The organism is Bacillus sp. CFBP9009, from assembly GCF_036541465.1.
Classification (GTDB): domain Bacteria; phylum Bacillota; class Bacilli; order Bacillales; family DSM-1321; genus Peribacillus.
Window position 1 is genome coordinate 530,874 of the sequence record NZ_JAZHFU010000001.1, and the last position, 24,965, is coordinate 555,838.

Consider the following 24,965-nt stretch of genomic DNA (forward strand, 5'->3'; position numbering starts at 1 on the left):
TGTATAAATTGGAGGGGAGATTTAACGTGAAAAAATCGATGATGTCCATATTGATGTTAGTTAGTTTGCTGGTGTTTACAGGCTGTTCTTCTAGTAGTTCAACAGGTGCAAATGAGGATGATACATTAACCATTGCATGGCTGCCAAATGAATCAGGGGAAGATTTAGGGGAAGCCCGCGATGAAATCGGGAAGATCTTAGAAGATGCCACAGGAAAGAAAGTCGAACATAAGACCACTACGGATTATAACATTGCAATCGAGGCAATTGCTAATGGAAACGCAGATTTAGCATTCCTGGGAGCACAAGGATATATTGAAGCAAACAACAAAAACGATAGTGTTCAACCTTTAGTTGTTCCAAGCGGTGAATCAGGTACGTTGGAAGATGCAGTCTATAATAGCTGGCTGGCTGTTCAAAATGCGGATGACTATAAAATTAACGGCGAATATAAGATAGACGGTATCCAAGGGAAAAAGTTCTCTTTCGTATCCAATAGCTCTACATCCGGCTTCAAAGTTCCTTCCACAGGAATCGTTGATTATTTCTCGCAGCAAGATAAGTTTAAGGAATTAAAGGCCGAGGATTTATTGGAAGGCAGGAAAGATAAATTCTTCAGTGAAGTGCTTTATGGCGGTTCACACCAAGGGTCGGCTGTAAATCTTTTGACCGGGAAAGCGGAAGTGGCAGCTTTTTGTGACACATGTGTCAATAATTATGTGGAGCTGGCTGATGGGGAAGAGAATAAAGCAGGTGCAGTGTATAAGGTAAAGAAGGATGCAGCTGAACCCTTCAACACAGTTGTAGATAAGACATTCTCACTCATTTCAGTAACTCCAGTTTTGAATGCACCTTTCGTTGTTAACACCGAATTAGTCAGTGAGGAAACACGTGAAAAAATTCTTGAAACGTTGATGTCTGATGAAATAGCAAATAACGAGAAAGTTTTTGTACCAGAAGACTCTAAGTTATCAGGTCTATTTAAACGGGTGAGCGGAAAAGAAAAATTGGTAGAAGTCGAGGATGACTGGTTCAATCCAATTCGGGAATTATCTAAATAAAGGCAATACAATGTGGGAGGATCATACATGAAAACATTATTGGAAGTGAAAAATGTCTCAAAACATTTTGGAAATGGAACAAAGGCGTTATCCAATATTGACTTCACTGTGAAAGAAGGAGAGTTCGTTACGATCATAGGGCCATCCGGTGCAGGGAAATCAACTCTTCTTCGATGCATCAATAGGATGATCGATGCTTCTAGCGGAGAAATCATTTTTGATAATGATCATGTATACAAGGTGAATAAAAGGGAGTTAAAGAAAGTACGCAGGAAAATAGGGATGGTTTTTCAACATTACAATCTTGTAAATAGATTAAGTGTGATTGAAAATACCCTCCATGGACGATTAGGCTATAAATCTACACTGGCTGGAATCCTTGGACTTTATAGTGAAGAGGAGAAACTTCAGGCTGCTAAAGTTCTCCAAATTCTCGGTCTCGAAGATCTAATCTATAAAAGGTCCGATCAGTTGAGCGGAGGCCAGAAACAACGGGTTGGTATTGCGCGGGCGCTTATCCAAAATCCTAAATTGCTATTATGCGATGAACCGATTGCCTCTCTTGACCCGAATTCTTCCAAGGTGATCATGGATCATTTAAGGAATATCTGCACTTCAATGGGAATCACAGTTGTAGTCAACCTGCATCAAGTCGATGTGGCCCTGAAATATTCGGATCGAATCATCGGTGTGAATGGTGGCAAGGTTGTTTTCAATGGCACAACTCAAAATATAACCTCAAATGATATCCATCAGATTTATGGATCAGATGAAGGAAAGTTGATTTTTGATTTGGGAGGTTCCCATGTCGGCTGATGTTTTTGCAAGAAAAAGAAGAAATTCACTTGTATTGTTTTTGCTTATCGGGGCTGCGACGGCTGTTTCCATTATCATTACAGAATTCAGCATCGCAAAAGGGGTTACTTCCGTTCCTAAGGCCATACAATGGTCGTTATCGAATTTTTATCCAACAAAGGATTCCCTTACCAAACTGCCAGACATTTTGATAAAGCTAAAAGAAACACTTTTAATATCCGTTGCTGCCACCACATTAGCGGGAATATTGGCCTTTGTATTTGCTATATTAGGTTCCAATACGACAAGGGTGAATGCTTTTTTCGGAGGTTTTAGCCGTGGGATAGCAGTTTTATTTAGAAATATTGATGTCTCAATATGGGCGTTAGTTCTGTTATTTTCATTTGGACAAAGTTCCTTGACCGGTTATTTTGCCTTGTTTTTCGGATCTTTCGGCTTTTTAACAAGAGCTTTTATTGAAACGATCGATGAAGTGAGCTGCAGTTCCGTAGAAGCTTTGCAGACAACCGGCGCGAGTTATCTAACCGTCATTTCACAGTCTGTTATCCCTTCAACCATTCCGCAAATGATCAGCTGGGTGCTTTTTATGATAGAAACGAATATCAGGAATGCAACATTGGTCGGACTGCTTACAGGATCGGGTATTGGTTTTACGTTTAATCTTTATTATAAAAACTTGAGTTATGACATTGCCAGTCTTGTCGTCATTACGATCATCATTTCGATATTATCTATTGAATTGATCTCAAATTATGTGAGGAGGGTGATTTTATAATGCAGGCAGAGGGTCCAATCAAACCATTTCCTTCTCCCACTGGCCAGGATTTGGATAAAATGCTACTTGAACGGCTATCCAAAAAGCCCTTCTCGAAATCTTCAATCGCGATTAGGTTGAGTGTGCTGGTACTAGCGGTTTTGACCATATACGCTTTTGCCAGTTTTGATTATAAGGATGTTAAAATGTGGGACGCGCTATTATTGACCGTCGACAATTTGAAGACCATGTTTTTTGAACCGCATCTGAAGCACTTTACCTTTACACAAGCGCTTTATCAGGTGTCGATTACATTAGGTTTAGCCTTCTTGACGACAATATTTGGTGCAATCATTGCCCTGATGTTGGGACTTTTAGCGGCTGGAAATATCTCGTCCAAGCCATTATCGATTATCATAAAGGGATCGGTTGCCCTGATCAGAGCCGTTCCTACCGTGTTATGGGTTCTCATTTTTGCAGTCGCAGCAGGGTTGGGCAGTGTAGCGGCAGTTATAGGGATGACGTTTCACTCCATAAGTTACCTTGTGAAGGCCTACTCGGAATCCTTCGAGGAAATTGATAAAGGTGCTATAGAAGCCCTGCAATCAAGCGGTGCGAATTGGTGTCAGATCGTGTTCCAAGTCATCATTCCATCTTCAATCACTTATATCATTTCATGGACTTTCATGCGCTTTGAAATCAATTTTGCAGTGGCGGTCGCAATGGGCGCAGCGGCAGGCGCTGGAGGAATCGGCTTCGATATGTTCATGGCAAGTGGATTTTACTTTGACTTGAGTGAAATTGGAGCAATCACTTATTTTATCCTGATAATTGCAATCTGTCTTGAAATCTTCGCAACACAAATCAAAAGGAAACTAAAAGTATCATCTTGATACTGGAGTGGTTAAATATCGGTTATGCCCATCTATCAATTTGGTGCAGCCCCTGACAGTCACGTTCGTTTCATAGTATGCATGAAAGAAGACCACAAAATGAAGTGGTCTCTTTATTTGTTGGAAATCGACTTAAATGCTGTCTCCGGTTGATTACTAATGGAGTCATTGAAATGCTTATATAAGGGAGGACTTTATTTCTTGTATCTGTTTGATATGCCTTTGTTCATGTAAGGATAATAATTCTATCCATTGATCCAATGAGAGGTCCCCGAACAGGGGATGCTTGGCTTTCTTTCTATTCAACAAGATATCTGAATCCATATCATAAAGAACCTGTAATAATCGATCTCTTGATTCTGCCAGCAAATCCATAAGGCTCGATAATTGAAATGGGGTTGAAGAGGGTGAAATGACCTCAGGGGATGAGAATTTCCTTGTTCTATCAGTAACGAAGTAAATGTTTTTTTGAATGATATTATTAAAATCCCTTTCCCGAATGCCATTTGCTATAACTTCTGTAAAAACCTGTTCCGTAAGATATAAATGATGGCAAATTTGGGCGATGTTCCATACTTCAGGCACAGGCCTATGGTGGAGCATTTTTTCATCCAACTCCGTAATTTCCTCTATTAACTGTTTTCTTGATTCAAATAGCAAATCATACTCGATAAAATTCATGAGAACTCCCCTTTTGTGACACCCCCATATGAAAGCATCACTGAATTTTTTGATATAAGAAAAAACAAAGGGATATCTGATTGCATAAAGAATGCATAAAAACTACGGAAAAAAAACATCTGATTTAAAGTGGATTCATGATGATTGGAATATGATTTCGGAAAGACCATGGTCTAAGATCGGATTTTAAGCGTTTCCTAGGGACTGCATTGTTGTTTTTGAAGCTTTGATACCCTAATGCCTATGCACAATAGTTAAGTTTATGCCTGCACTCAGTACGTTAGGCTTCAAAAACAAGAATGCGACGTCTAGGGCTTCATCTTTTGCACTGGAAAATGTAAGTTTAGTGAACCAAGCTTAGTGGATCCCAAGGGAAGGATTAGCCCATTCCGGAATTTCAAAATTGCTCACATTGCATTTATCATTACATTAGGACTGCTTTGTTGCAATAAAAAATACAGTGAAATCTATGCATCTGCTGTAATTGGGTTAACAGTCGCTCGGGGATCGTCGCTCTACCGGGATATGGGTATTTATCTTAGCTATACATCCGTACTCTATGAGATTGCTATCATGTTAAAGGGGAAAAACTCTAAGAAGTGGGCATTGAAATTGATGATATCTGAATTATAGCATAGTTAATATTTTCCTAGAAATGGTTATATGAAAAAAGATGGAAGGTTTCCTCATCGTCTGTTTGCTTATAATATTGGATAGACTACCAAGAGAAAAGTTGATAACGCAATGGGGAGCTTATAAACTGAAGATAGACAAAATGAACTAGGATGGTGAATGCCAATGGCTAAAACAATAGTCGAAAAACTGAATTTACATAAATATGAACGGGTCGCAGTCTTGAATCTGCCAGCCGGGGCGGATTATTTAGCGGAGCTGCCGGATTACGATGCAGAGCTTACTGAAAGTGCCTATGATCTTATATTTGCCTTTGTATTGGATATGGATTCTTTAAAAGGAATCGTGGATAAGGTAATCGAGAAGAATCATTTAAGTAAAAACGGCTATATTTATTTGGCGTACCCCAAGAAGGGGAATAAAGAATATACTACATATATTCATCGTGATGATCTGATGCAAGGCCTTGGTGCGGATGAAGATGGTTATATTGGCTCGAGTGACCTGAAGTTTGCACGTATGGTTGGGTTGGATGATGTCTTTACGGTAGTCGGACTGAAAGAAGATTCGAAAAATAGAAACCGTCCATCTACCAAAGCCAGCCAATCAGTAGATGATTATATCGAAATGATTTCTGAAATTGAGAAAGATTTGCAGGATTCTCCTGATTTGCTTGCGTTCTATCAATCACTTACCCCAGGGTATCGCAAGGATTGGGCCCGTTACGTGTATAGTGCAAAACAAGAGGCGACCCAAGTGAAACGGCGCCAGGAAATGAAAATGATTTTAGGAGAGGGTTACAAGAGCAGGGATCTATATCGAAGAAATAAATGAGTGTGGGGAATGTCTTCCATTCTCTTTTTTTTGTTCTGTTCATCCTATCAAAAGCATATACTAGACCGAATCCAAACTTAAATCGTAATAATTATGATTTGCGAGGTGGTTAAATATGCTTTTGAAACGTTACACGGGAAATTTGCTGTTATTGATTCTGCTGTTTTTGCTGCTGGCATTCTTTTTTCTAGGCGATGTTTTCATTCCCAAAGCAATTGATTTCTCGGGCTACCCGATGCTTCACTCTGTATTTGTCGTGTTTTTGGGATTGTTTTTAGAGTCGATTCCTTTCCTGTTCCTCGGGGCCATTGCTTCATCGTTCATCCAGTTGTTCATCAGTGAAGAAATCATTCAGCGAATGATACCAAAAAGACCCCTGACAGCCATTTTTGCTGCGATAGTGGCGGCGCTGATCATTCCGGTTTGCGAATGTGCAATCATCCCGGTCGTCCGGAGGTTGATTCAAAAAGGTGTTCCGGTCCATGCGGGTGTGGTCTTGCTCGTAACTGCCCCAATATTGAATGTCATCGTGTTCGGCTCAACTTATTATGCGTTCCAAAATAATCCCGCCATTCTATATGGAAGAATCATTCTTTGTGTCCTGACTGCCATAATCGCAGGTTTATTCATTCATATATTCAGCACTAAAGATGTGGTGAAAGAGGAGAAGCTGGAACTGGTACACGGGCATGAACATGATATTCAGTCCGGTAAATGGACAAGCTTCATTGATCATACTTCACAGGAATTTTTTATGGTCGGCAGATACTTTATCATCGGGGCCTTGTTTGCCAGTGTATTTCAAGTGTTCATGGATCGTTCTGTAATGGCCGATATTGGTCAGGCGCCAATAAAAGGCACGGCGTTGATGATGGGAATTGCATTTGTGCTTTCACTCTGTTCATCAGCTGATGCATTCGTTGCCGCGTCCTTTTCCCATAGTTTTCTGCCAGGCTCGATACTGGGGTTCCTTGTATTTGGTCCCATGCTGGATTTGAAAAATGTCCTGATCATGATGTCCTGTTTTAAACGGAGCTTCGTCGTCACGTATGTCTTGCTTGTTTTCGCAGTCGTCTTCAGCCTATGCCTGATTGCAGGCGGATTGATCAGTAAGGGGGGCTTCTGATGAAACTTTTTTTTATCCAAAGACTTGAAGGGTTGCTGCTGCTTGGACTTGGCCTTATGATCTTTAAATTGTATGTTTCAGGATATTTAACGAAATTGATTGCACCCAAAATGGTTCCATATGCATTGGCAGCTCTTTTTGCTTTTTTAGTGATCAGCCTTCTCCGAATGAAAAAACAAAAACAGGGTGAACACCATTGTGATTGCGGATCGAATGGAGAGTCTTCCTCGTCCGCACTGGTCCTGAAATATAGTTTGTTCTTCATTCCGATTCTTCTGGGCTTCATCTTGACCGATTTTACATTAAGCGGTGAAGTGCTGGCCAAAAGGGGGATGGCGAAGCAGCAGGCACAGATGGTAAGTTCTTATGATTCAGGGAAACATGCGAATGGGGAGAAAATCTCCGTAACCGATGATAATTATTTTGAAGTCCTGGATGATTTACTGAACAACCTCGATACGATCGAGGGGAAGGAAATAGAGATTTCGGGGTTCATATACCGTGAGGATACATTTACGAAAAAACAAATGGCCATCTCCCGCCTCTCCATGTCCTGCTGTGTGGTCGATGCGACGTTATACGGATATATGGTCAACGGGAATGTGGAAGAAATGAAGACGAATGATTGGTATACGATTACAGGAACATTAAAAAAGGGAAGCTATAAAGGGGAACCCGTACCGGTGATCGATTTAAAAGAGTCGAAGAAAATAAAGGCACCCGAAGAAGCTTATTTATATGAAAATGTACAAATCATTCAGTAGCAGTGGAAAACCCGGCAAAAGGATGTTTGCCGGGTTTTGGTGCCGAAAGGGGTATATTATTTTGCCGAAATCCGGAAACGGCTGAATTAACGTGAGCCATGGTCGAAATAATCCAGAAATGGCGCCATTTGTTCGGGAGAACGTAACATAGTATAATGGCCTTACAATGGATAAGAGTGTAAGGGGGGATAAATCTTGTCTTCAGGTAATCGAAACAATCAAATTGGACCGCCGCGGTTCGCTATTGCCATTCACTCTCTGGTTTGGCTCGCACAAAGCGAAAAGCTCCTGACAAGTTCGGCAATCGCTTTAAAGGTGAAGTCACATGCCACTTTTTTAAGAAGGGTGATGGCTCAGCTTGCAGCTGCGGGGATCGTCGAAACAAAGGAAGGACGGGAAGGCGGATACAGCTTGAAGGTGCCTGCCTCTCAGCTGACTTTGGCCGATGTGTATCAAGCGGTACGGCCGGAATGTCTTGTTTGTATGGAAACGAGCGAATGCGGTGAAGTCGGGAAGCAGCTGGATACGGTTTTGGAGGAGATTATGAACGAAGCCGAAAAGGAAACATTGCGCCTGCTAAAGGGCTATACATTGGAAGAATTCATGAAAAAAGTCGACTTCACAAATTTTGAAAATGAGTGTCTGGGGTAATATCCTTGCAAGAGGATACCCAGGATTATATAATGTGCTTAGTGCGATTGCACTTTAAATAAGGAGGTATTTTCATGAAGGTGGAAATTTGGTCGGATTATCAATGTCCGTTCTGTTATATAGGAAAGCGTCGATTCGAAGAGGCGTTAAAGCAGTTTGAAAATAAAGATCAGGTAGAGGTTTCATTTCGAAGTTTTGAGTTGAACCCAGAGGCTGAGCGGGATATCAATATGACTCAAAATGAAATGCTGGCCAAGAAATACGGAATGTCTCAAGCGCAGGTGGAAGCGAACAGCCAAAACCTGACTCAACAGGCCAAAGAATTGGGACTCGTTTATCATTTGGACAAAGTGGTCTTAACGAATTCGTTCGATGCTCACCGCTTGATGCATTTTGCTGAATCAAAAGGTAAAGAGAATGAAATGAATGAACGCCTATTTAAAGCTTACTTTACGGAAGGCAAACATATTGGCGATCACGCTACATTGGCTAGTTTGGCTGAAGAGGTTGGCCTTGAAAAGTCCGAGACGGAGGACTTGCTGGCAGGAACGGCATTCACGGCAGAGGTTAGAGGAAATGAGCAAGAAGGAAGCCTGCTTGGAATTACAGGCGTGCCATTCTTCGTCATTAACCGCAAGTATGGAATCTCTGGTGCCCAGCCAACAGAAGCATTCCTGGATACGCTAAAAAAAGTATGGGCTGAGGAAAATCCGCTTACGATCGTGAATGATCCAGCAACAGGCGACGCTTGTACGGACGGTTCATGTAACGTGCCGGAAAAATAATGAAGATATAAAGAAGGAGACCCGAAACTGGGTCTCATTTTTTTACTTAAAAAGGAAAAGGAAATGTTATGTATGGCAAAGAATATAGTGTACAGGATGGCTTTTCGAAAAAGTCCGAAATGAAAGGGAGCTAAAAGGTGTATATAATAATTGGAACACTAGTCTTCGTGATTGCATGTGCAGTAACTGCCAAACTAATTTCCTATAAATATTGGACATGTATTTATTCAGCATTCGGAAATGAAAATTATTTTAAGGCGGTTGCGAAATTGAAAAGGGAAGGGATACAATTCAAAACGAAAACGCCTATGAATTTAGGCTCCGAAAGCTTTCAAAATCGCCATGAAACCACTCAATATGATGTCTTTGTAAAAAAAGAACAGGAACATATTGCCCAAAGAGCACTAAACAAGAATTAACAAAAGTTAGATCGTTGAAAATCGCTGTCCTGATGGCAGCTTTTTTATTGCCGGTGTTCAGACATACTACATCCCCTTTCATAATTATTTTTAAATGATGAACACAGTATACAACCTGGAGTGAATTCCAGGTCAAGTTTTACTTTCTTGGAAACTCACGAGTATTTGCTCCAAACTCACGAGTAAAAGCCCGAAACTCACGAGTATTTGCTCCAAACTCACGAGTAAAAGCCCGAAACTCACGAGTATTTGCTCCAAACTCACGAGTAAAAGCCCGAAACTCACGAGTATTTGCTCCAAACTCATGAGTAAAAGCCCAAAACTCACGAGGGTGGGACTTATAAAAAGCAAAGTGCTGCTAATTCATCTTTCGATTGATTTCATATAGGAAAAAAGAAAGAAAAAGCGTTGAATTTGATATGAAATTGGTTTTTTATAGTTTCAAAGACTGAAAATTTGTATAATGGGTGAGATGGATTTAATTGAATGTACATATAGGAGGGGCATGGATGAGTAAGCTTAATGGCAGGACCGTTGCTTTATTGGGAGCAAGGAAGACGGAAGAACTTAGTAAAATCGTTCAAAATCTTGGGGGAGTCCCGCTCGTTCGCCCGGCACAGGGGACGGTATTCCTTGATGATTCCCATTTGGAAGAGGATGTCACCCGGTTGATGGAAGGGGAGTTCGATTGGATTATCCTCACGACGGGAGTGGGGACGGAATTATTATATAAAACAGCCGTGAAGATGGAAGCGGGAGATCGTTTCATAGAGGCTTTGCAGTCTATGAAAATTGCAGCCAGGGGCTATAAAACGGTGAATATGCTGAAAAAGCTTGGCCTGCAGCCATTAATCCGTGATGATGATGGCAGTACGGCAGGGCTTGTTCGCAATCTGGAAGGCCATTTGCCGGGAGGTGTAAAGGTCGCTTTGCAGCTTCACGGCGATCCGGCGCCACTTTTGATGAACTGGTTGGATGAACAAAAAGTGGAGCATAAAGAAATCCTGCCATATGAACATATACCGCCCGAAAAAGAAATGATGCAGCAGCTGATCCAAGAACTCCTTGAAGGCAAAATTGATTCGGTTGTGTTCACGAGTGCACCGCAGCCGCGAAATTTAATGAGATTTGTCCGTGAACAAGGTGTGGAGGATAAGATAGCCGACCTGTTTGCATCAGATGTAATTGCTCTTGCGGTCGGAAAGGTAACGGCGCAGGTGGTAATCGATGAAGGGATCGAGCGGGTCATTTATCCTGAAGATCAACGGATGGGCAGTGCAATGGTGGAACTGGTGAAATATTATCAGGGAATAGCAAGCAGATAGGGGTGAGTGCAGCATGACCAAGGGCAAGGTCTATTTTGTGGGTGCAGGTCCGGGTGATATGGGCCTGATTACCGTAAAGGGTCAAAAAGAGATTGAAAAAGCGGACGTCATTTTGTATGACAGGTTGCTAAATCCCAAACTGTTGGAGGCTGCCACCCTCGATTGTGAATTGATATATTGTGGCAAGACACCTTATACTACTGGCATCAGTCAAGGGGAAATCAATGAGCTGCTTGTTTCCAAAGCACAGGCAGGGCATCGGGTAGTCCGATTGAAAGGCGGTGACCCTGCCGTTTTTGGAAGAGTCGGGGAGGAAGCGGAATCGTTGAAGGATGAGGGAATCCCATTCGAAGTCATTCCGGGGGTTACGTCCAGCATTGCCGCATCCATGTATTCAGGAGTCCCCGTCACGCATCGGGATTACGGACGCTCCTTTGCGATGGTGACGGGCCATGACCGAACGAAGAAGGATATAGATTGGAACGGGCTTGTGAAAAGTATAGATACGGTCGCCTTTTATATGGGTGTGGCCAATCTTCCTTATATCCGTGAAAATTTGATCAATCATGGAAAGCCGGGGAACACGCCGGCACTCGTCATTCAATGGGGCACATATGGAAGACAGGAAAGTATCGAGGGGACCTTGGATGATATCGTCGAAAAGGTAAGTGAAAGGTCGCTTGGCAATCCTGCGATCACCTTGGTCGGGGATATTATTTCACTAAGGGGAAAACTGCAATGGTTCGAAAAGAAGCCACTATATGGACAACGGTTTTTAGTGGCCCGGACCGGAACGGCAAAGAGTTCCTTGGCGGAAGCCCTGCATGAACTTGGCGGCGAAGTCATCGAGTTTCCTAAATGGAATGCGGCAAAAGTGAAAATAGAAGAAAGTCAGCTGCTCTCTTTTCTTTCGTATGATCGAATACTCTTCACTTCGCCCGAAAGTGTCCATGGATTCTTGGATTCACTGACTGAACATGCTATTGATTTCCGCCGGATTTCTTCGAAACTTTATGTGTTATCAAGGAAATCGAAAAAGGCTTTACAGCAACGGGGACTGATGGCAGAGCTCAAATCCGAGATGGCGGAAGCCGGAACACTGTTGGTTGTTGGAGATCGAAACAGAGATCAAAGAGATCCGGCTCATGGGGACGGAGACTATTTTCAATCAATCGATAAATTTGTCGATGAAAGATTCCTTGAAATCCTTCCGAGAATGCTGGACGGGAAAGCTGTCGGAACGGTACTATTTTCGAATCGGCATTCTGTTGATATGCTGATGCAATATGGGAACAAGGCAGACGTGGATGTTGAAGGGCTGCTAAATCAAGCCTCCATCGGGGTAATCGGGGAAAGTACCGGCAATAGACTTAAAGACTATGGATTTACGTTGGATATGATGCCCAATGAACCGTCTGTCGAACAATTGGTGGAGTTGATCGTGAATAGGAATGTTTTTTAGGCTCTGATAATAACAGAGTCTATTTCCTTTGGAGGGGCTTCGTTAATCATTCCTATAGAAATGTTGTTTGCATTCAGTGTTATGGCCTATCGTGTTATCATTTAATTACGGGACATAACTGGAAAATGCGGAAAGTTTGAAAAGGCCTCACTTACTGCTTTTATTGAGGATTTCCAGAATTGATGTTTACCATTCAAAGACAGGGGGTGACTTAGTGTTTAATATTGTTGATATTTTATGGCAATTATTCTACCTTGCCCTACTAGTTCTGCTATTCGTAATGGTTGTGAAGTCGATCCGTTTCTTTATAAAACATATGACAAAAATGAATAACCTTGAAAATAAAAGAGATGAATTAAATGAACGATTGAAAAAGAAGGATGAGTGACGGCCGTATCTCCGGGTCGGTTTCCTGTTTGCGAGTTATGGCAGGGATAGATGGGATTAGCCTTGCCAAATGGGCGCTCGTAAGATTTTGAGGAGTAAAGAATAAAAGACTTTTATTCTTTCCCAGATTGGGTATTATATATAAGTGACTTTTCCAGGGAGGCGAAGCAAATGAAACGGACATGGGAATACGTATTAAGTATCATAGGCGTGAGCATCGCTGCAATTTTTTTAATCGTGACGATCATAACGGCCGTTTATCTCAACAGTATCGATTTGAAAGAAATGGTGGACTACTCATTAATGACAGATTCTCAGGAGTTTTCCTCATCTGAGATAGATATGTCAGTCAAATTTTTCATGGGCTTATTATGGGCTGGGATCATATCGCTGTTCATTGCCTTGGCAGGCGGTTTGATCGCTATCTTTCTATTAAAAGGCGGCAAAGCGAAGGGAGCTGGAATCTTATTGATCATTACGGGCATTCTGACGATCTTTCATGTTTGGCCGCTTATCTTCTTCATCGTACCGGGAATCATGTGCCTTGTAAGGAAGCCGAGGGAAACGGTGGAAGTGATCGTATAATCCGACACCATACATAGTTCTGTGATTTGAAAATAAAGGAGCTGGCCCGAGAATGCGGGTAAGCTCCTTTTTTGCTGTACGGATATTTTAGGAGGATATACCTTTTTATACCTGAAATCACCAGTCTATCATGTTACTATTATTATAGATTTAAATATAAATAGACTGGAGTTCGATCAATGAAAATACCATTAATGAAAGTTGGGGCACTGACCTGTTTAACACTCGGTTTGTTCAATGGACAGGCTTTTGCGGAGTCTGGTTTAACCAATGCGTGTTCATCATTCGGTGAGATTCAACCCAATGAAAATCCTTCCCATAAGCAGATTAACTGCTTACTGACGAATGCAGCAATAGAAGCTGAAATTCCCCCTGAAGTGGTAAAAGCGGTGGCTACGCAGGAAAACGGGGATTGGAGGCAATTTAATGAGGACGGTAAACCGATTAAATCCGACGATGGCGGTATCGGTCTAATGCAGCTTACCAATAAAACTGGATATGACCAGAAAAAGCTGGAAAATGATATAGTCTACAATATCGAGGCAGGCGTCGAGGTCTTGAATGGCATGTATTCAAGAAGGGATTTGCCTAAGATCAAAGGTGCAGGACGCAGGGTCATCGAAAATTGGTATTTCCCTGTCATGGCATATAATGGGACAAAACCGGTTAACAGTCCACTTTACCAGGAAAACGGACAAAGAAATGCAAATGCCTACCAAGAGGAAGTTTTTGCTGAGTTAGAAAAACAAAGTTATTTAACTGATACAAAACTGGCAAAATATCCATTCAAAACATCGGACTTTCAATATGATCGGAATAGCACTGAAAATATCATCTTTAAAAATCTTGAATACACATTGACAGATCAAACGCATGACTCTGTTTATTGGTTCAAGGCAGGAGACAAAGTGGTGACATCATCAAGCGCGAATATCAGGAAAGAAATAAGCAATACGGAAGGTGCAGTACGTGTGCCACCCAATACAAGCATGATCATCACAGGGAATTTTGACTATCACGAATCTAAGGGAAATAAATTTGTCTTTTACCCCGTACAAACGGAAGACAACAGTATTAAGGGGTATGTTTCATCGGCTTACATCTCCAATAGGCCATCGATTGTCAAGGATACGGATAAGCCTGTGATTTCAGGGGCTGCCGGTAAATCGATTCCATTCAACTCAACCTTCAATCCTAAAACCGGCATAAAGGCGAAGGATGATAAAGATGGTGACTTAACGAGTGCCATACGTGTTGAAGGTAAGGTGGATACCAAGAAAGTGGGCACCTATAATTTGACTTATACGGTAGCTGACAAAGCTGGGAATATTGCCAAGGTCACAAGGGAAATAACCGTTTATGATCAAGTCAAGCCAGTGATTTCAGGTGCCGGGAATAAAACCATCAAACTTAATTCTTCATTCAATCCAAAAACGAACGTGAGTGCCAAGGATAATGCCGATGGCAACTTGACTAGTAAAATCAAAGTGACGGGTACAGTCAATACGAAGAAAAAGGGGACCTATACATTGAAGTATACGGTCACCGATTCATCGAAAAATGCAGCGACAGTCACAAGGAAGATCACGATAGATGGCACCAAGCCAGTCATCTCGGGAGCCAATAGTAAAACAGTTGGCTATTATTCGACATTCAACCCTAAATCAGGTGTTTCTGCGAAAGATAACCTGGATGGCAACATGACAAGTAAAATCAAAGTGACAGGTACGGTGAATACGAAGAAAAAGGGAACGTATACATTAAAGCATACAATCACTGATTCATCGAAAAATACTGCGACAGTCACAAGAAAGATTACGGTAGACAGCACCAAGCCGGTCATTTCCGGTGCCAAAAGCAAAACCATTGCCTATAACTCGACATTCAATCCTAAATCAGGTGTATCTGCGAAAGATAATCTTGATGGAAGTTTAACAAGTAAGATCAAAATAGCAGGGACTGTGAATACGAAGAAAAAAGGTACCTATACATTGACTTACACAGTTACGGATAAATCGAAGAACAAGGCAGAAGTAAAAAGGAAAATCACAGTTAAATAGAAGGCAAAAAGGATTCCCGCAATAGGGGAATCCTTGAGTTTGTAGGCAAGGTTTTATCTAAATTTTAAAACAAAGTTGATTGGAGCGGGTGTGCGAGACTCCTGCGGGAAAAGCGAGTCGAGGGTAGACCCCACAGGCGCAAAAGCGCCGAGGAGGCTACCGGACCGCCCGCGGAAAGCGAGTGCCCTACGTTTCAATCGACGTCCAAGATTTTACAAATCCTCATAAAAACTGTAGATAAACTTGATTTTCATCGAGTTTGTCTACAATCTGTAGGATTCCCGTCATAGGGAATCCTTTTTTTGATGTCTGAATGTGTTTGGCTGAAAGGTATGCATATATAATAGTAGAAAGTGTCCTTCAGGGTGGAGTGGATATTGATAAAAATGTTATAATTGTAAATAGATGTAACAGAAAGTGATCTGAAGGGGGGATTGTTTATGGGCAAAGAACACGGGCATGTAAACTGGATGGATCAGATTTTTAAGGAATATGAACGTGACGGCGGGTTGAAGAATAATCCTGGCTTTGGAAAACCGCTTCCGGAGTCGGCGTTATCGGGAAATATATATGACAATTTCTTGACAAAGGCCAAGGATGCCGGCTACCTTCCGCTTTGGATAAAATGGTAAAAAGAAATTCGGGAAGAGCTATCCGGATTGGTTCGATTGAAAAAAATGAATGGACCTGAATCTGAAATAATGAAACGAATTGATGAAATAAATGAGAAAGTCCGTACATATAATGCGATTTGTCCAGCCAAAATGCAGCGCAGGGAAATAGAGTTGGAAAGCATCGATATCCAATATGGAAAATGGAAGTAATTGATAATGTGTAAAATGTGGGTATTTGTATGACGTGATCATTAAAGGATTATGATATAATGGCATGAATAAAAAACAGAGAGAGGGACTTCGATTGGAAAATAGAAAAGAAGTTTTTTCATGGATAAAAGCGATATTGATTGCAGTCATTCTAGCTTTTTTAATTCGAACGTATATTTTTGCACCGATTGTCGTGGACGGTGAGTCAATGATGCCGACTCTGCAAGACCACGAAAGAATTGTTCTTACCAAGTTTGGAACGAATATCGATAATATCGACCGGTTTGATATTGTCGTTTTTCATGCAACGGTAGATAAAGACTATATAAAAAGGGTTATCGGTCTGCCAGGTGACCATATTGAATATAAAGATGATACGCTTTATATTAATGGGAAAGCTTATGAAGAACCATACTTGGACAAATATAAGAATCAGATGGCAGGGGTGCCGCTGACTGAATCCTTCAAGCTCGAAGATATTACAGGCAGCATGACTGTGCCGGAAGATCAGCTGTTCCTTATGGGGGACAATCGCCAAAATAGTTTGGATAGCCGTGAAATCGGCACGATTTCCGTCGATGAAATTGTAGGAAAGGCGAATCTAGTGTATTGGCCGATCAATGAAATAAAGATTGTGAAATAAGAAGAAGCGGACTCAGGTTTAGAGTCCGCTTTATTGTTGCGTTTTTCATTCCATTGTCATACAGGTTTTTCAACAAAAAACGTGTCGATTCTACTTTTTTTATCTTTTTTTATGAAAATCAACTCATTTGGGTTAAATTAGGTTATCCTATTAAAAAGAAGTAATCACGTTACCCAGGCCCGCATAAGAATTGGATTACTTTAAAAAAGGGTGCTGAGATGGAGTACTATAGATGGATATAGTAAAGGATTTAATATCAAACTATGGTTATTTCGCGATATATGGGCTATTGGCCATTGGGATTATTGGCTTGCCGGTTCCTGATGAGTTCATGATGACTTTTGTCGGCTATTTGTCATCCATTTCCGTTTTGAATGTCCAGGGAGCATTCCTTGTCAGTTTCCTTGGATCGATATCCGGGATGCTTTTCAGTTATTTCATCGGGAAAAAGGTAGGGAAGCCTTTTTTGAGGAAGTATGGTAAGTGGATCAAAATGACCCCCGCGAGGTTGGAAAAATTGGAGAAATGGTTCAATAAATACGGTCCTTGGACCATTATCATAGCCTATTTCATCCCAGGAGTCCGTCACTTCGCCAGTTACATTTCCGGTATGAATGGAATGGGGAAACGAAAGTACTTTATCTTTGCCGGAGCAGGGGCTTTCAGCTGGTGTTTGGTATTTACGACTTTTGGCTATTTCATTGGTGTGTTAACTTAAATCATTTCAACTTCAAAATTTCTTTAATTGAATCAGAAAAACCCGTTTCTGGATTCCAGAAACGGGCTTTTCCATTTCTGCCTATATTTATTGAGCTGAGTATCCACCGTCGATGACAAGCTCGGCACCAGTTACGTATGAAGCGTCATCGGATGCTAGATAAAGCACGGCATTTGCAATATCCGCCGGCTGACCCAAGCGTTGTAATGGAGTTGCCTTGATCATTTGGTTCACTAACTCTTTTGACTCTTCTAATTTTTGAGTCATCGGTGTTTCGATGATACCAGGGAATACGGCATTGACACGGACACCCATGCGGCCATATTGCGTTGCGGCAGCCTTGGAAATAGCACGAACGGCACCTTTTGAAGCAGAATAAGAGTTTAAGCCCATTCCGATTTGAGCAGTAAAGGAAGAAATGTTCACGACTGCGCCTTTACCTTCTTTAGCCATGTAAGGAACAACGTGTTTCATTCCAAGGAATGGTCCAAATCCATTGATGCTTAACATTAGCTGCCAATCGGCCAATGACGTATCGTTAATGCCTTTTTCCGTTGAGATACCGGCATTGTTAACCAATATGTCGATCTTGCCAAATTTAGCGATAACTTCATCAGTAACTTTTTTCCAGCTTTCGTCTGAAGATACATCAAGTACAGCTCCATGGACGTTATCCAATTCATTCACAACAGCTACAGCTTTTTCATTGATATCAGCAGCAATGACTTGTGCTCCTTCTTTTGTGAATAGGTCAACCATTTCCCTGCCCATACCAGATGCTCCGCCAGTGATAATGGCTACTTTATTAGTCAATCTTCCCATCATGATCACTCCTAATTGGTTGTTATAACAATGAATATATGTTCAAGCATAGTTCAAAAGTTATATTATCAACGAGCAATACTATAACTCCTTCAAGAATCCGTCAAGCATTTTATTTTTCCGCTTGCGAATTTACTTTTTCTTGCTGGATAAAAAAATATTTGTGGAAAAAGGAATTTCCACGTTGAGAGCGTTATCAATCTTTTAATCTACAAATTTGATACCGTAGATCATCGATATCTAAAATAGCTTAATCTGTTCTATTTGAACCGATTCACAAGTAATCTTGTAGAGGCATCGTATGATGTTGGGGAGCACCATATGTTCAATTCTAGTGATTAAAATGGAATACTGCAATCTTTTTGTACTTTAAATACAAATTTTTATAACGTCATTCCAATTCTAACTTTTCAGAACTTTTCTGTACATTGGAGGTCATCATTTTATGAATAACAGAATGTATCTTTCCTTGGCCATCCCGCTTACGATTTCGACGATGAGTACGCCCTTGCTCGGTGCGGTCGATACGGCTGTGGTTGGAAAGTTGAGCGATCCCGCCTATATTGGCGGGGTGGCTGTCGGAACCATTATTTTTAATACGATGTATTGGCTTTTTGGTTTTCTTCGGGTCAGTACATCTGCCTTCGCAGCACAAGCGGAGGGGGCAAGGGATGAAAAGCAAAGCCTGATGGCCTTGGTTCGGCCTTTTTTCATAGCAGCGATCATCGGTCTTCTTTTTATCGTGATCCAAAAGCCCATTTTGAATGTTTCGTTAGGCGCAATCGGTCCGGAATCGGACGTTTCCGCCTTTGCCGCAGACTATTTCGGCATCCGGATATGGGGTGCACCTTTTGCATTATTGAACTATGTCATCTTAGGCTGGTTAATCGGGAAATCCAGGATAAAAACATCTTTGTTCATTCAAGTTTTCATGAACGTGATCAATATAGTCTTATGCCTCGTTTTTGTAAATGGCTTTTCATGGTCTGTATCAGGGGTTGCTGCCGCTTCATTGATATCAGAGGTTGCCGCGTTTTTCCTGGGCTTGTGGGTGATCCGGAAAGCGGTCAACGTACCGGATTCATTTTCATTCCGGGAGGGGTTCGATCGGGCTTCCCTGAAAAAAATGATGGTGGTCAACAGGGATTTATTCATCAGGACCATTTGCCTGATCACGGTTTTCAATCTTTTTACGGCCAAGGGAGCCACTTTCGGGACAGAGACACTGGCGGCAAATGCCGTACTTATTCAAATCCATTACCTGATGGCCTATTGCTTTGATGGCTTCGCGAATGCATCGAGTCTTCTGGTCGGGAAGGCTATTGGTTCGAGAGATATAAACCTTTATAAAAAAACACTCTCACTATCGGCGCGGTGGGGCTTATATGCTTCGGTTATACTTGCCGCATCTTACTATCTATTCAGCGATGAGGTCATTCTCCTTTTCACGGATATTCCCGGTGTCATCGAACTGGCCCATGAATATGGACTTTGGATAGTCCTATTCCCGTTCAGTGCCTTTATTGGACTCATTTTTTATGGAGTGTTCACCGGTGCGACTGAAGCCGTTCCAGTAAGGAACTCGATGCTCCTTGCACTATTGGCTTTTTTGCTTGTCCAATTCTCAGCAGTCAGCAATCATGGCAATCATGGATTATGGCTTGCATTCCTGGCTTTCAGTTTAGGACGTTCCGTGTTTTTAGCATTATACATCCCAAGGCTAAATCGAAAAGTTACAAAGCTTATGGATGCCGATAGTTTAATGAAATCATCCTCTTTTTAATAAAAGAGGGTGTTTTTTTGTAGACAAAAGGAAGTCTATCTAAATTTTAGTTGATGGAACAGGTGTGCGAGACTCCTGCGGGAAAAGCGCGTCCAAGGGAGACCCCGCAGGCGTAGATAGTGCCGAGGAGGCTCCCGGACCGCCCGCGGAAAGCGAGTGCCTGAGAGGAAATCAACGGGGTGTTTTTTATTTATGTAAGGGATTTTATCGGTAGTTTGACGGTAGCGATAATACGGGAATACGAAGAATAGGTAGCAACGCTTGGCGAATCAGGTAGAAAAAGTGATAAAATGAAAAATATATATAAAAGAGGAGTTGTCGTATTTTGAGTGAATTGAATTGGCGAGAAGAAGTTGAAAAACGGAAAATGGACTTATTACTGGATACACAAAACTTATTGAAAATAAAAAGTGTACTGGATGAGGAACATCCTACAGAGGAGGCCCCATTCGGTAAAGGGGTGAAGGAAGCGCTTGAATTCATGCTTCAATTAGGCGAAAAAGACGGTTTTACTGTGAAAAATGTCGATAATGTCGCTGGTCATATTGAAATGGGTGAAGGCGAGGAGTTAATCGGGATATTATGCCATGTCGACGTGGTACCTGAGGGAGATGGCTGGAGTTCGGATCCGTTCGGCGCTGAAATCCGCAATGGCCGCATATATGCTCGTGGGGCAATCGATGATAAAGGGCCGACGATGGCTGCTTATCATGCGATGAAGCTGGTCCGGGAGCTAGGAGAACCTTTGAACAAACGTGTGAGGATGATCATTGGAACCGATGAAGAATCGAACTGGCGCTGCGTTGACCGGTACTTTGAAGTGGAGGAAATGCCTTCGATCGGCTTCGCACCTGATGCTGATTTTCCGATCATCAGTGCGGAAAAAGGAATCTGGGATTTCTCGGTTATACACCCTGCCGATGCAGGAAATGGCACGAACTCAGACGTAAATGTCATCGAATTTTCTTCAGGTCGAAGGACGAATATGGTACCGGATTTTGCTACAGCCATTGTGGAAGCGGCCAACCCTGCTGAAGTGGCGGCAAACTATCAGGATTATTTGCAAAAATACTCATTGAAGGGCCAAGCCGTTCCGCAAAAAAATCAAGTGCTGCTTGAAATGAATGGTGTCTCGGCACACGCGATGGAACCGAAAAATGGAAGAAATGCAGGTCTCTATTTAGCGGCATTTTTAGCTGATCTTACTCTTGATCCGCATGCGAAAGCCTACTTCACTTTCATTAAGGATCGTTTGTTTGAAGATTCCCGCGGAAATAATTTAGGTGTAGCTTATTCGGATGAGCAAACAGGTGAACTGACGCTCAATGCCGGTGTTTTCAATTATTCAAAACAAGGGGACAGCTCGATCGGTTTCAGTATGCGATATCCGGTGACGTTTGAGTGGGAACAGCAAAAGGCAGCATTGGAAGAAAGACTTGCAGCATATAATTTGAAAGTGAAGACCAATTCGCATTCGACTCCACATTTTGTGGACAGTGAAAGCTTCTTGATTAAGACCTTGCAGGAAGTTTATGAAGCGGAGACAGGTGACAAAGCTGAACTCCTTTCGATTGGTGGCGGCACATACGCCCGTTCATTGAAAGAAGGCGTAGCATTCGGCCCGCTTTTCCCTGGAAGCGAAGACATTGCGCATCAGAAAGATGAATATATTGATATTGAAGATATGCTTAAGGCAACGTCCATTTATGCACGTGCCATTCATGAATTGGCTAAATAAGAGGCAAAGAGGGAGAAAGACATGGGAAAAATCATTTTTAAAGGCGACCTTAAAAGCAGGTCCGAAGTAAAGGTAGATATTGAAGACCGGGGATATCAATTCGGTGACGGCGTCTATGAAGTCATTCGGGTTTATAATGGCGAATTATTTGCGGGAGATATGCATCTGAACCGGCTGATGGACAGTGCGAAGTTGATTCAGATGAAAGTTCCTTTTACTGTAGCGGAAATCACAACCCGTATGAAAGAGCTGATCGCTGAAGATCAACTGAAGGACGGTATCGTCTATATGCAGCTGACAAGGGGAGTATCTCCGCGTACACACTCTTTTCCAACTGCGGAGGTGGAACCGGTCTTTGTTGCCTATACCAAGGAAATGCCTTATACAGGTAAAATGAAGCCAGGGGTCAAGGCTGTTACCACCGACGATATACGCTGGCTGCGCTGTAATATCAAGAGTTTAAATCTACTTGGTAATATAATGGCTAAACAGCAAGCTGCCGAAGCCGGCTGTGATGAAGCGATCCAGCATCGTGATGGTACGGTGACGGAGGGCAGTTCGTCAAATGTCTCAATCGTGGTGGATGGACAACTTAAAACGCATCCGGCCACAAACTTGATCCTGAATGGAATTACCCGTCAGGTGATGCTCAAACTTTGCGCGGATCATGGGATTCCCTATGTCGAAGAAGCCTTCACGGTCGAGGACATGATGGCAGCCGACGAAGTCCTTTATACAAGCACTAGCGTCGAAGTGACACCAATTATTAATATCGATGGCCAATCGATTGCAGCCGGGGAACCCGGTCCGATTACCCGAAGACTGCAGAAACTGTTTTCCGAGGAAATCGAGAAGCAATGCGGTTCCGTTAACTAGATAAAAGCCCCTTTGCTACTATTGGCAAAGGGGTTTTTATATGTGTAGTCGGAAGCGAGATGGCCATCGCCGAGTTAATTACTCCATATGCAATCCTCCCTTTTTGACATTTTCAAGAACCAGGAATATACTTGCTAATAACCTAAAAAGTTTACCTCTTGCAACAATTTGAGATGCGTGTAAAAAGGAGTAGGAATAGATATGTCCGATGTGTTGCATCAATCCTCTTCGAGAGGAATAAAAAGACTGCTTCCCTATCTAGGGCCTGCCTTTATAGCAGCTGTGGCCTATATTGATCCAGGGAATTATGCGACCAATATTACAGCCGGATCAAAATACGGCTATACGCTATTATGGGTTATCTTCGCATCCAATTTAATGGCTGTGCTAATCCAATCACTATCAGCTAAATTGGGGATAGCCACTGGAAAGAACCTTCCAGAGTTATGCAGGGAAAAATTTTCGAAAAAAACATCTTTCTTCTTATGGATTCAGGCCGAAGCCGTTATAATGGCAACCGACCTGGCTGAATTCATAGGAGCGGCACTAGGGATTTATTTACTATTTGACTTACCGCTTATCACATCGGCAATAATTGCCGCGATTGGTTCCTTTGCCATTTTGGAAATCCAGCGCAGGGGTTATCGAACATTCGAAGCTCTGATCACTGTCATGATATTTGTAGTTGTGATAGCATTTGGTGCTCAAGTTTTTTATGCAAAACCTGATACATCAGCCGTTGTTTTAGGACTCTTCACTCCAAAATTCGAGGGAGTGGACAGTATTTTACTATCTGCCGGCATGCTTGGAGCCACCGTTATGCCACATGCGATATACCTTCATTCCTCTTTGACGCAAAGAAGAATAGTCGGAGTAAACGATATGGAAAGAAAAAGGATTTATCGTTTTGAGCTCATTGACATTGTCATCGCCATGTTGATTGCAGGTGCGATCAATGCCGCCATGGTCATTGTTTCAGCTGCCCTATTTCATAAGAATGGAGCACTGGTTGAGGACTTAGATGTTGCCTACCAACAGTTCGGGGCCATGCTTGGACCATCAGTCGCGATGTTTTTTGGAATAGGACTTTTATTTGCCGGCTTATCCAGCTCATCCGTTGGTGTAATGACCGGTGATGTTGTCATGCAGGGATTCATTAAAAGACATATACCGATTTATTTAAGAAGGGTCATTACCACCGTTCCGCCCTTGCTCATAATATTATGGGGAGTGAATCCATCCAAAGCACTTGTGATGAGCCAAGTTGTACTCTCGTTTGGCATCGCGTTTGCCCTAGTGCCCTTGATCATGTTTACAAGCAATAAAAAAATCATGGGCAGCCTGGTCAACCATAAAATCACCTCGAGCGTCGCTTGGCTTATAGCTGTACTTATCATTGGACTGAACTTGTTCCTGCTTTACGAAACACTTTTCAGTTAAAAGAAGCAGGGAAGGACCAATCTTTGGTCCTTTTTGTTTGGATTTTTGCTGTGTGTTTCGTTAATCCGACCCAGTTCGGGGATAATCGTCCTTGTGCGGAGATAATCCGACCCAGCTCGGGTATAATCCGACCTAGCGCGGAGATAATTCGACCCAGCCCGAAAAAATCCTTTCTGGACCGCGTTCATAGTAAGTAAGATTTGGAATATTCCTGATGGAGGGAATATTTATTAGGAAGCCCAAGAAAAGGTATATGCAATGGGAATTATGGTAAAATTAAAGGGAAAATAGGAAGGAATGAAAGTGACCATGAATACTCATTTTTTCTTTGCTTTAGTATTGCCTGATGATATTAAGGCTTATTTAAATGCTGTTACGGAACAACTTAAGCCAGAATTTCCATTTAAGAAATGGCTGCATCCAGCCGATTATCATATTACGATGGCATTTTTGGGCAATGCTCCCGATACATTGAAAGAGGATGCCATGGGGCGTGTGGAAAGCGAGCTTTCCAATGAGGCTTCATTCGGCTTGGAACTCGGCGATATCGGCGGTTTTGGCAAGAGTGACAGTCCAAGGATTCTATGGGCAGGCGTCAAGCAGCAAGATAGGCTTTTTGCCATCCAAAGGAAAGTCTATAATTCTTGTATCCAAGCGGGTTTTGAACTTGATAAAAAGCCGTTTAAGCCTCATATAACGCTGGCAAGAAAATTCGAGGGAGATAGTCCCTTTTCGTTGGAGAGCGTCCGCCAGATAGCGAATTTGAAGGATAAGCATTTTGAAGCAGATCAGGTTGCGTTATATCAAACACATCTTGGAGCTTACCCTTCATACGAGAAGGTTTTCACGATAAACCTTCAAAAATAGAGAGAGATGGGTGGTGGT

General features: G+C 42.1%; 27 protein-coding genes. 24 read left to right on the plus strand and 3 right to left on the minus strand.

Annotated elements, in window-relative coordinates; genetic code table 11:
• Positions 1-26 precede the first annotated feature (26 nt).
• From phnD to V3595_RS02810, 4 genes are read left to right on the plus strand one after another with little or no spacing between them, the layout of a single operon-like run.
• Positions 27-1,061, plus strand: a complete 1,035-nt coding sequence (gene phnD / locus V3595_RS02795) for a phosphate/phosphite/phosphonate ABC transporter substrate-binding protein (RefSeq protein ID WP_485905353.1) — start codon at positions 27-29, stop codon at positions 1,059-1,061.
• 27 nt (positions 1,062-1,088) lie between these two features.
• Complete coding sequence (phnC, locus tag V3595_RS02800) at positions 1,089-1,877, plus strand: phosphonate ABC transporter ATP-binding protein (protein WP_485905354.1); 789 nt, start codon at positions 1,089-1,091, stop codon at positions 1,875-1,877.
• Entirely contained in the window at positions 1,867-2,652 is a 786-nt protein-coding gene (locus V3595_RS02805; RefSeq protein WP_485905355.1) for a PhnE/PtxC family ABC transporter permease, read from the plus strand. The genes phnC and V3595_RS02805 overlap by 11 nt, the downstream gene beginning before the upstream one ends.
• Before the next feature lie 59 nt (positions 2,653-2,711).
• Positions 2,712-3,524 (plus strand): PhnE/PtxC family ABC transporter permease, encoded by an 813-nt coding sequence (locus V3595_RS02810; RefSeq protein WP_485905717.1) that lies wholly within the window; start codon positions 2,712-2,714, stop codon positions 3,522-3,524.
• Between the two features lie 177 nt (positions 3,525-3,701).
• Here V3595_RS02810 and V3595_RS02815 read toward each other — a convergent pair whose 3' ends face one another.
• A complete protein-coding gene (locus V3595_RS02815) occupies positions 3,702-4,205 on the minus strand; it encodes a DinB family protein (RefSeq protein WP_137018093.1) in 504 nt (167 codons plus the stop codon).
• Between the two features lie 798 nt (positions 4,206-5,003).
• Between V3595_RS02815 and V3595_RS02820 the strand changes: the two genes are divergently transcribed.
• From V3595_RS02820 to V3595_RS02845, 6 genes are all read left to right on the plus strand, one after another.
• Entirely contained in the window at positions 5,004-5,672 is a 669-nt protein-coding gene (locus tag V3595_RS02820) for a YdeI/OmpD-associated family protein (RefSeq protein WP_485905356.1), read from the plus strand.
• A 115-nt stretch (positions 5,673-5,787) separates the two neighbouring features.
• Positions 5,788-6,798 carry a permease gene (locus V3595_RS02825; protein ID WP_485905357.1) on the plus strand — a complete coding sequence of 337 codons (1,011 nt, stop codon included), beginning with the start codon at positions 5,788-5,790 and terminating at the stop codon, positions 6,796-6,798.
• On the plus strand, positions 6,798-7,562 hold the full coding sequence (locus tag V3595_RS02830) for a TIGR03943 family putative permease subunit (protein WP_485905358.1): 765 nt from the start codon (positions 6,798-6,800) through the stop codon (positions 7,560-7,562). Before V3595_RS02825 ends, V3595_RS02830 begins: the two co-directional genes overlap by 1 nt.
• 195 nt (positions 7,563-7,757) lie before the next feature.
• Positions 7,758-8,213, plus strand: coding sequence for an RrF2 family transcriptional regulator (locus tag V3595_RS02835; protein WP_485905359.1), 456 nt, complete (start codon positions 7,758-7,760; stop codon positions 8,211-8,213).
• Between the two features lie 74 nt (positions 8,214-8,287).
• Positions 8,288-8,998 carry a DsbA family oxidoreductase gene (locus V3595_RS02840; RefSeq protein WP_485905360.1) on the plus strand — a complete coding sequence of 237 codons (711 nt, stop codon included), beginning with the start codon at positions 8,288-8,290 and terminating at the stop codon, positions 8,996-8,998.
• A 137-nt stretch (positions 8,999-9,135) separates the two neighbouring features.
• Positions 9,136-9,417 (plus strand): hypothetical protein, encoded by a 282-nt coding sequence (locus V3595_RS02845; RefSeq protein ID WP_485905361.1) that lies wholly within the window; start codon positions 9,136-9,138, stop codon positions 9,415-9,417.
• Between the two features lie 132 nt (positions 9,418-9,549).
• On the opposite strand, the gene V3595_RS02850 is transcribed toward V3595_RS02845, so the two are convergent.
• Entirely contained in the window at positions 9,550-9,744 is a 195-nt protein-coding gene (locus V3595_RS02850; RefSeq protein WP_485905362.1) for a hypothetical protein, read from the minus strand.
• Positions 9,745-9,926: 182 nt separating this feature from the next.
• Between V3595_RS02850 and V3595_RS02855 the strand changes: the two genes are divergently transcribed.
• From V3595_RS02855 to V3595_RS02895, 9 genes are all read left to right on the plus strand, one after another.
• Positions 9,927-10,742, plus strand: coding sequence for a uroporphyrinogen-III synthase (locus V3595_RS02855; protein WP_485905363.1), 816 nt, complete (start codon positions 9,927-9,929; stop codon positions 10,740-10,742).
• A gap of 13 nt (positions 10,743-10,755) precedes the next feature.
• A complete protein-coding gene (cobA, locus tag V3595_RS02860; RefSeq protein ID WP_485905364.1) occupies positions 10,756-12,204 on the plus strand; it encodes a uroporphyrinogen-III C-methyltransferase in 1,449 nt (482 codons plus the stop codon).
• Between the two features lie 214 nt (positions 12,205-12,418).
• A complete protein-coding gene (locus V3595_RS02865) occupies positions 12,419-12,592 on the plus strand; it encodes a hypothetical protein (RefSeq protein WP_157831021.1) in 174 nt (57 codons plus the stop codon).
• A gap of 170 nt (positions 12,593-12,762) precedes the next feature.
• A complete protein-coding gene (locus V3595_RS02870) occupies positions 12,763-13,176 on the plus strand; it encodes a DUF4064 domain-containing protein (RefSeq protein WP_101222988.1) in 414 nt (137 codons plus the stop codon).
• Between the two features lie 179 nt (positions 13,177-13,355).
• Entirely contained in the window at positions 13,356-15,236 is a 1,881-nt protein-coding gene (locus tag V3595_RS02875) for an immunoglobulin-like domain-containing protein (RefSeq protein ID WP_485905365.1), read from the plus strand.
• A gap of 440 nt (positions 15,237-15,676) precedes the next feature.
• Positions 15,677-15,868: a DnaJ family domain-containing protein gene (locus V3595_RS02880; protein WP_485905366.1), complete on the plus strand. Its 192-nt coding sequence runs from the start codon at positions 15,677-15,679 to the stop codon at positions 15,866-15,868.
• A 36-nt stretch (positions 15,869-15,904) separates the two neighbouring features.
• Positions 15,905-16,060 (plus strand): hypothetical protein, encoded by a 156-nt coding sequence (locus V3595_RS02885; RefSeq protein ID WP_485905367.1) that lies wholly within the window; start codon positions 15,905-15,907, stop codon positions 16,058-16,060.
• 64 nt (positions 16,061-16,124) lie between these two features.
• On the plus strand, positions 16,125-16,703 hold the full coding sequence (gene lepB / locus V3595_RS02890; RefSeq protein WP_485905368.1) for a signal peptidase I: 579 nt from the start codon (positions 16,125-16,127) through the stop codon (positions 16,701-16,703).
• 232 nt (positions 16,704-16,935) lie between these two features.
• Positions 16,936-17,421 carry a DedA family protein gene (locus V3595_RS02895; protein WP_402898525.1) on the plus strand — a complete coding sequence of 162 codons (486 nt, stop codon included), beginning with the start codon at positions 16,936-16,938 and terminating at the stop codon, positions 17,419-17,421.
• 87 nt (positions 17,422-17,508) lie between these two features.
• Here the strand turns inward: V3595_RS02895 and V3595_RS02900 are convergent, their stop codons facing one another.
• Positions 17,509-18,243: an SDR family NAD(P)-dependent oxidoreductase gene (locus V3595_RS02900; RefSeq protein WP_101222983.1), complete on the minus strand. Its 735-nt coding sequence runs from the start codon at positions 18,241-18,243 to the stop codon at positions 17,509-17,511.
• Positions 18,244-18,688: 445 nt separating this feature from the next.
• Here V3595_RS02900 and V3595_RS02905 point away from each other — a divergent pair, with 445 nt between their 5' ends.
• The 5 genes from V3595_RS02905 (at position 18,689) to thpR (ending at position 24,947) form a co-directional block, all read left to right on the plus strand.
• Positions 18,689-20,026: an MATE family efflux transporter gene (locus V3595_RS02905; RefSeq protein WP_485905369.1), complete on the plus strand. Its 1,338-nt coding sequence runs from the start codon at positions 18,689-18,691 to the stop codon at positions 20,024-20,026.
• 325 nt (positions 20,027-20,351) lie between these two features.
• On the plus strand, positions 20,352-21,764 hold the full coding sequence (gene pepV, locus V3595_RS02910) for a dipeptidase PepV (RefSeq protein WP_485905370.1): 1,413 nt from the start codon (positions 20,352-20,354) through the stop codon (positions 21,762-21,764).
• Positions 21,765-21,785: 21 nt separating this feature from the next.
• Entirely contained in the window at positions 21,786-22,640 is an 855-nt protein-coding gene (gene dat, locus V3595_RS02915; protein ID WP_485905371.1) for a D-amino-acid transaminase, read from the plus strand.
• Positions 22,641-22,841: 201 nt separating this feature from the next.
• Complete coding sequence (locus V3595_RS02920) at positions 22,842-24,080, plus strand: Nramp family divalent metal transporter (RefSeq protein WP_485905372.1); 1,239 nt, start codon at positions 22,842-22,844, stop codon at positions 24,078-24,080.
• A gap of 309 nt (positions 24,081-24,389) precedes the next feature.
• Entirely contained in the window at positions 24,390-24,947 is a 558-nt protein-coding gene (gene thpR, locus V3595_RS02925) for an RNA 2',3'-cyclic phosphodiesterase (protein ID WP_485905373.1), read from the plus strand.
• Positions 24,948-24,965: the final 18 nt, after the last annotated feature.

Coding starts and splice junctions, on each gene's coding strand:
- phnC (WP_485905354.1), top strand. CDS start 1,089: ATGAAAACATTATTGGAAGTGAAAAATGTCTCAAAACATTTTGGAAAT.
- V3595_RS02805 (WP_485905355.1), top strand. CDS start 1,867: ATGTCGGCTGATGTTTTTGCAAGAAAAAGAAGAAATTCACTTGTATTG.
- V3595_RS02810 (WP_485905717.1), top strand. CDS start 2,712: ATGCTACTTGAACGGCTATCCAAAAAGCCCTTCTCGAAATCTTCAATC.
- V3595_RS02815 (WP_137018093.1), bottom strand. CDS start 4,205: ATGAATTTTATCGAGTATGATTTGCTATTTGAATCAAGAAAACAGTTA.
- V3595_RS02820 (WP_485905356.1), top strand. CDS start 5,004: ATGGCTAAAACAATAGTCGAAAAACTGAATTTACATAAATATGAACGG.
- V3595_RS02825 (WP_485905357.1), top strand. CDS start 5,788: ATGCTTTTGAAACGTTACACGGGAAATTTGCTGTTATTGATTCTGCTG.
- V3595_RS02830 (WP_485905358.1), top strand. CDS start 6,798: ATGAAACTTTTTTTTATCCAAAGACTTGAAGGGTTGCTGCTGCTTGGA.
- V3595_RS02840 (WP_485905360.1), top strand. CDS start 8,288: ATGAAGGTGGAAATTTGGTCGGATTATCAATGTCCGTTCTGTTATATA.
- V3595_RS02855 (WP_485905363.1), top strand. CDS start 9,927: ATGAGTAAGCTTAATGGCAGGACCGTTGCTTTATTGGGAGCAAGGAAG.
- cobA (WP_485905364.1), top strand. CDS start 10,756: ATGACCAAGGGCAAGGTCTATTTTGTGGGTGCAGGTCCGGGTGATATG.
- V3595_RS02870 (WP_101222988.1), top strand. CDS start 12,763: ATGAAACGGACATGGGAATACGTATTAAGTATCATAGGCGTGAGCATC.
- V3595_RS02875 (WP_485905365.1), top strand. CDS start 13,356: ATGAAAATACCATTAATGAAAGTTGGGGCACTGACCTGTTTAACACTC.
- V3595_RS02880 (WP_485905366.1), top strand. CDS start 15,677: ATGGGCAAAGAACACGGGCATGTAAACTGGATGGATCAGATTTTTAAG.
- lepB (WP_485905368.1), top strand. CDS start 16,125: ATGAATAAAAAACAGAGAGAGGGACTTCGATTGGAAAATAGAAAAGAA.
- V3595_RS02895 (WP_402898525.1), top strand. CDS start 16,936: ATGGATATAGTAAAGGATTTAATATCAAACTATGGTTATTTCGCGATA.
- V3595_RS02900 (WP_101222983.1), bottom strand. CDS start 18,243: ATGGGAAGATTGACTAATAAAGTAGCCATTATCACTGGCGGAGCATCT.
- V3595_RS02905 (WP_485905369.1), top strand. CDS start 18,689: ATGAATAACAGAATGTATCTTTCCTTGGCCATCCCGCTTACGATTTCG.
- dat (WP_485905371.1), top strand. CDS start 21,786: ATGGGAAAAATCATTTTTAAAGGCGACCTTAAAAGCAGGTCCGAAGTA.
- V3595_RS02920 (WP_485905372.1), top strand. CDS start 22,842: ATGTCCGATGTGTTGCATCAATCCTCTTCGAGAGGAATAAAAAGACTG.
- thpR (WP_485905373.1), top strand. CDS start 24,390: ATGAATACTCATTTTTTCTTTGCTTTAGTATTGCCTGATGATATTAAG.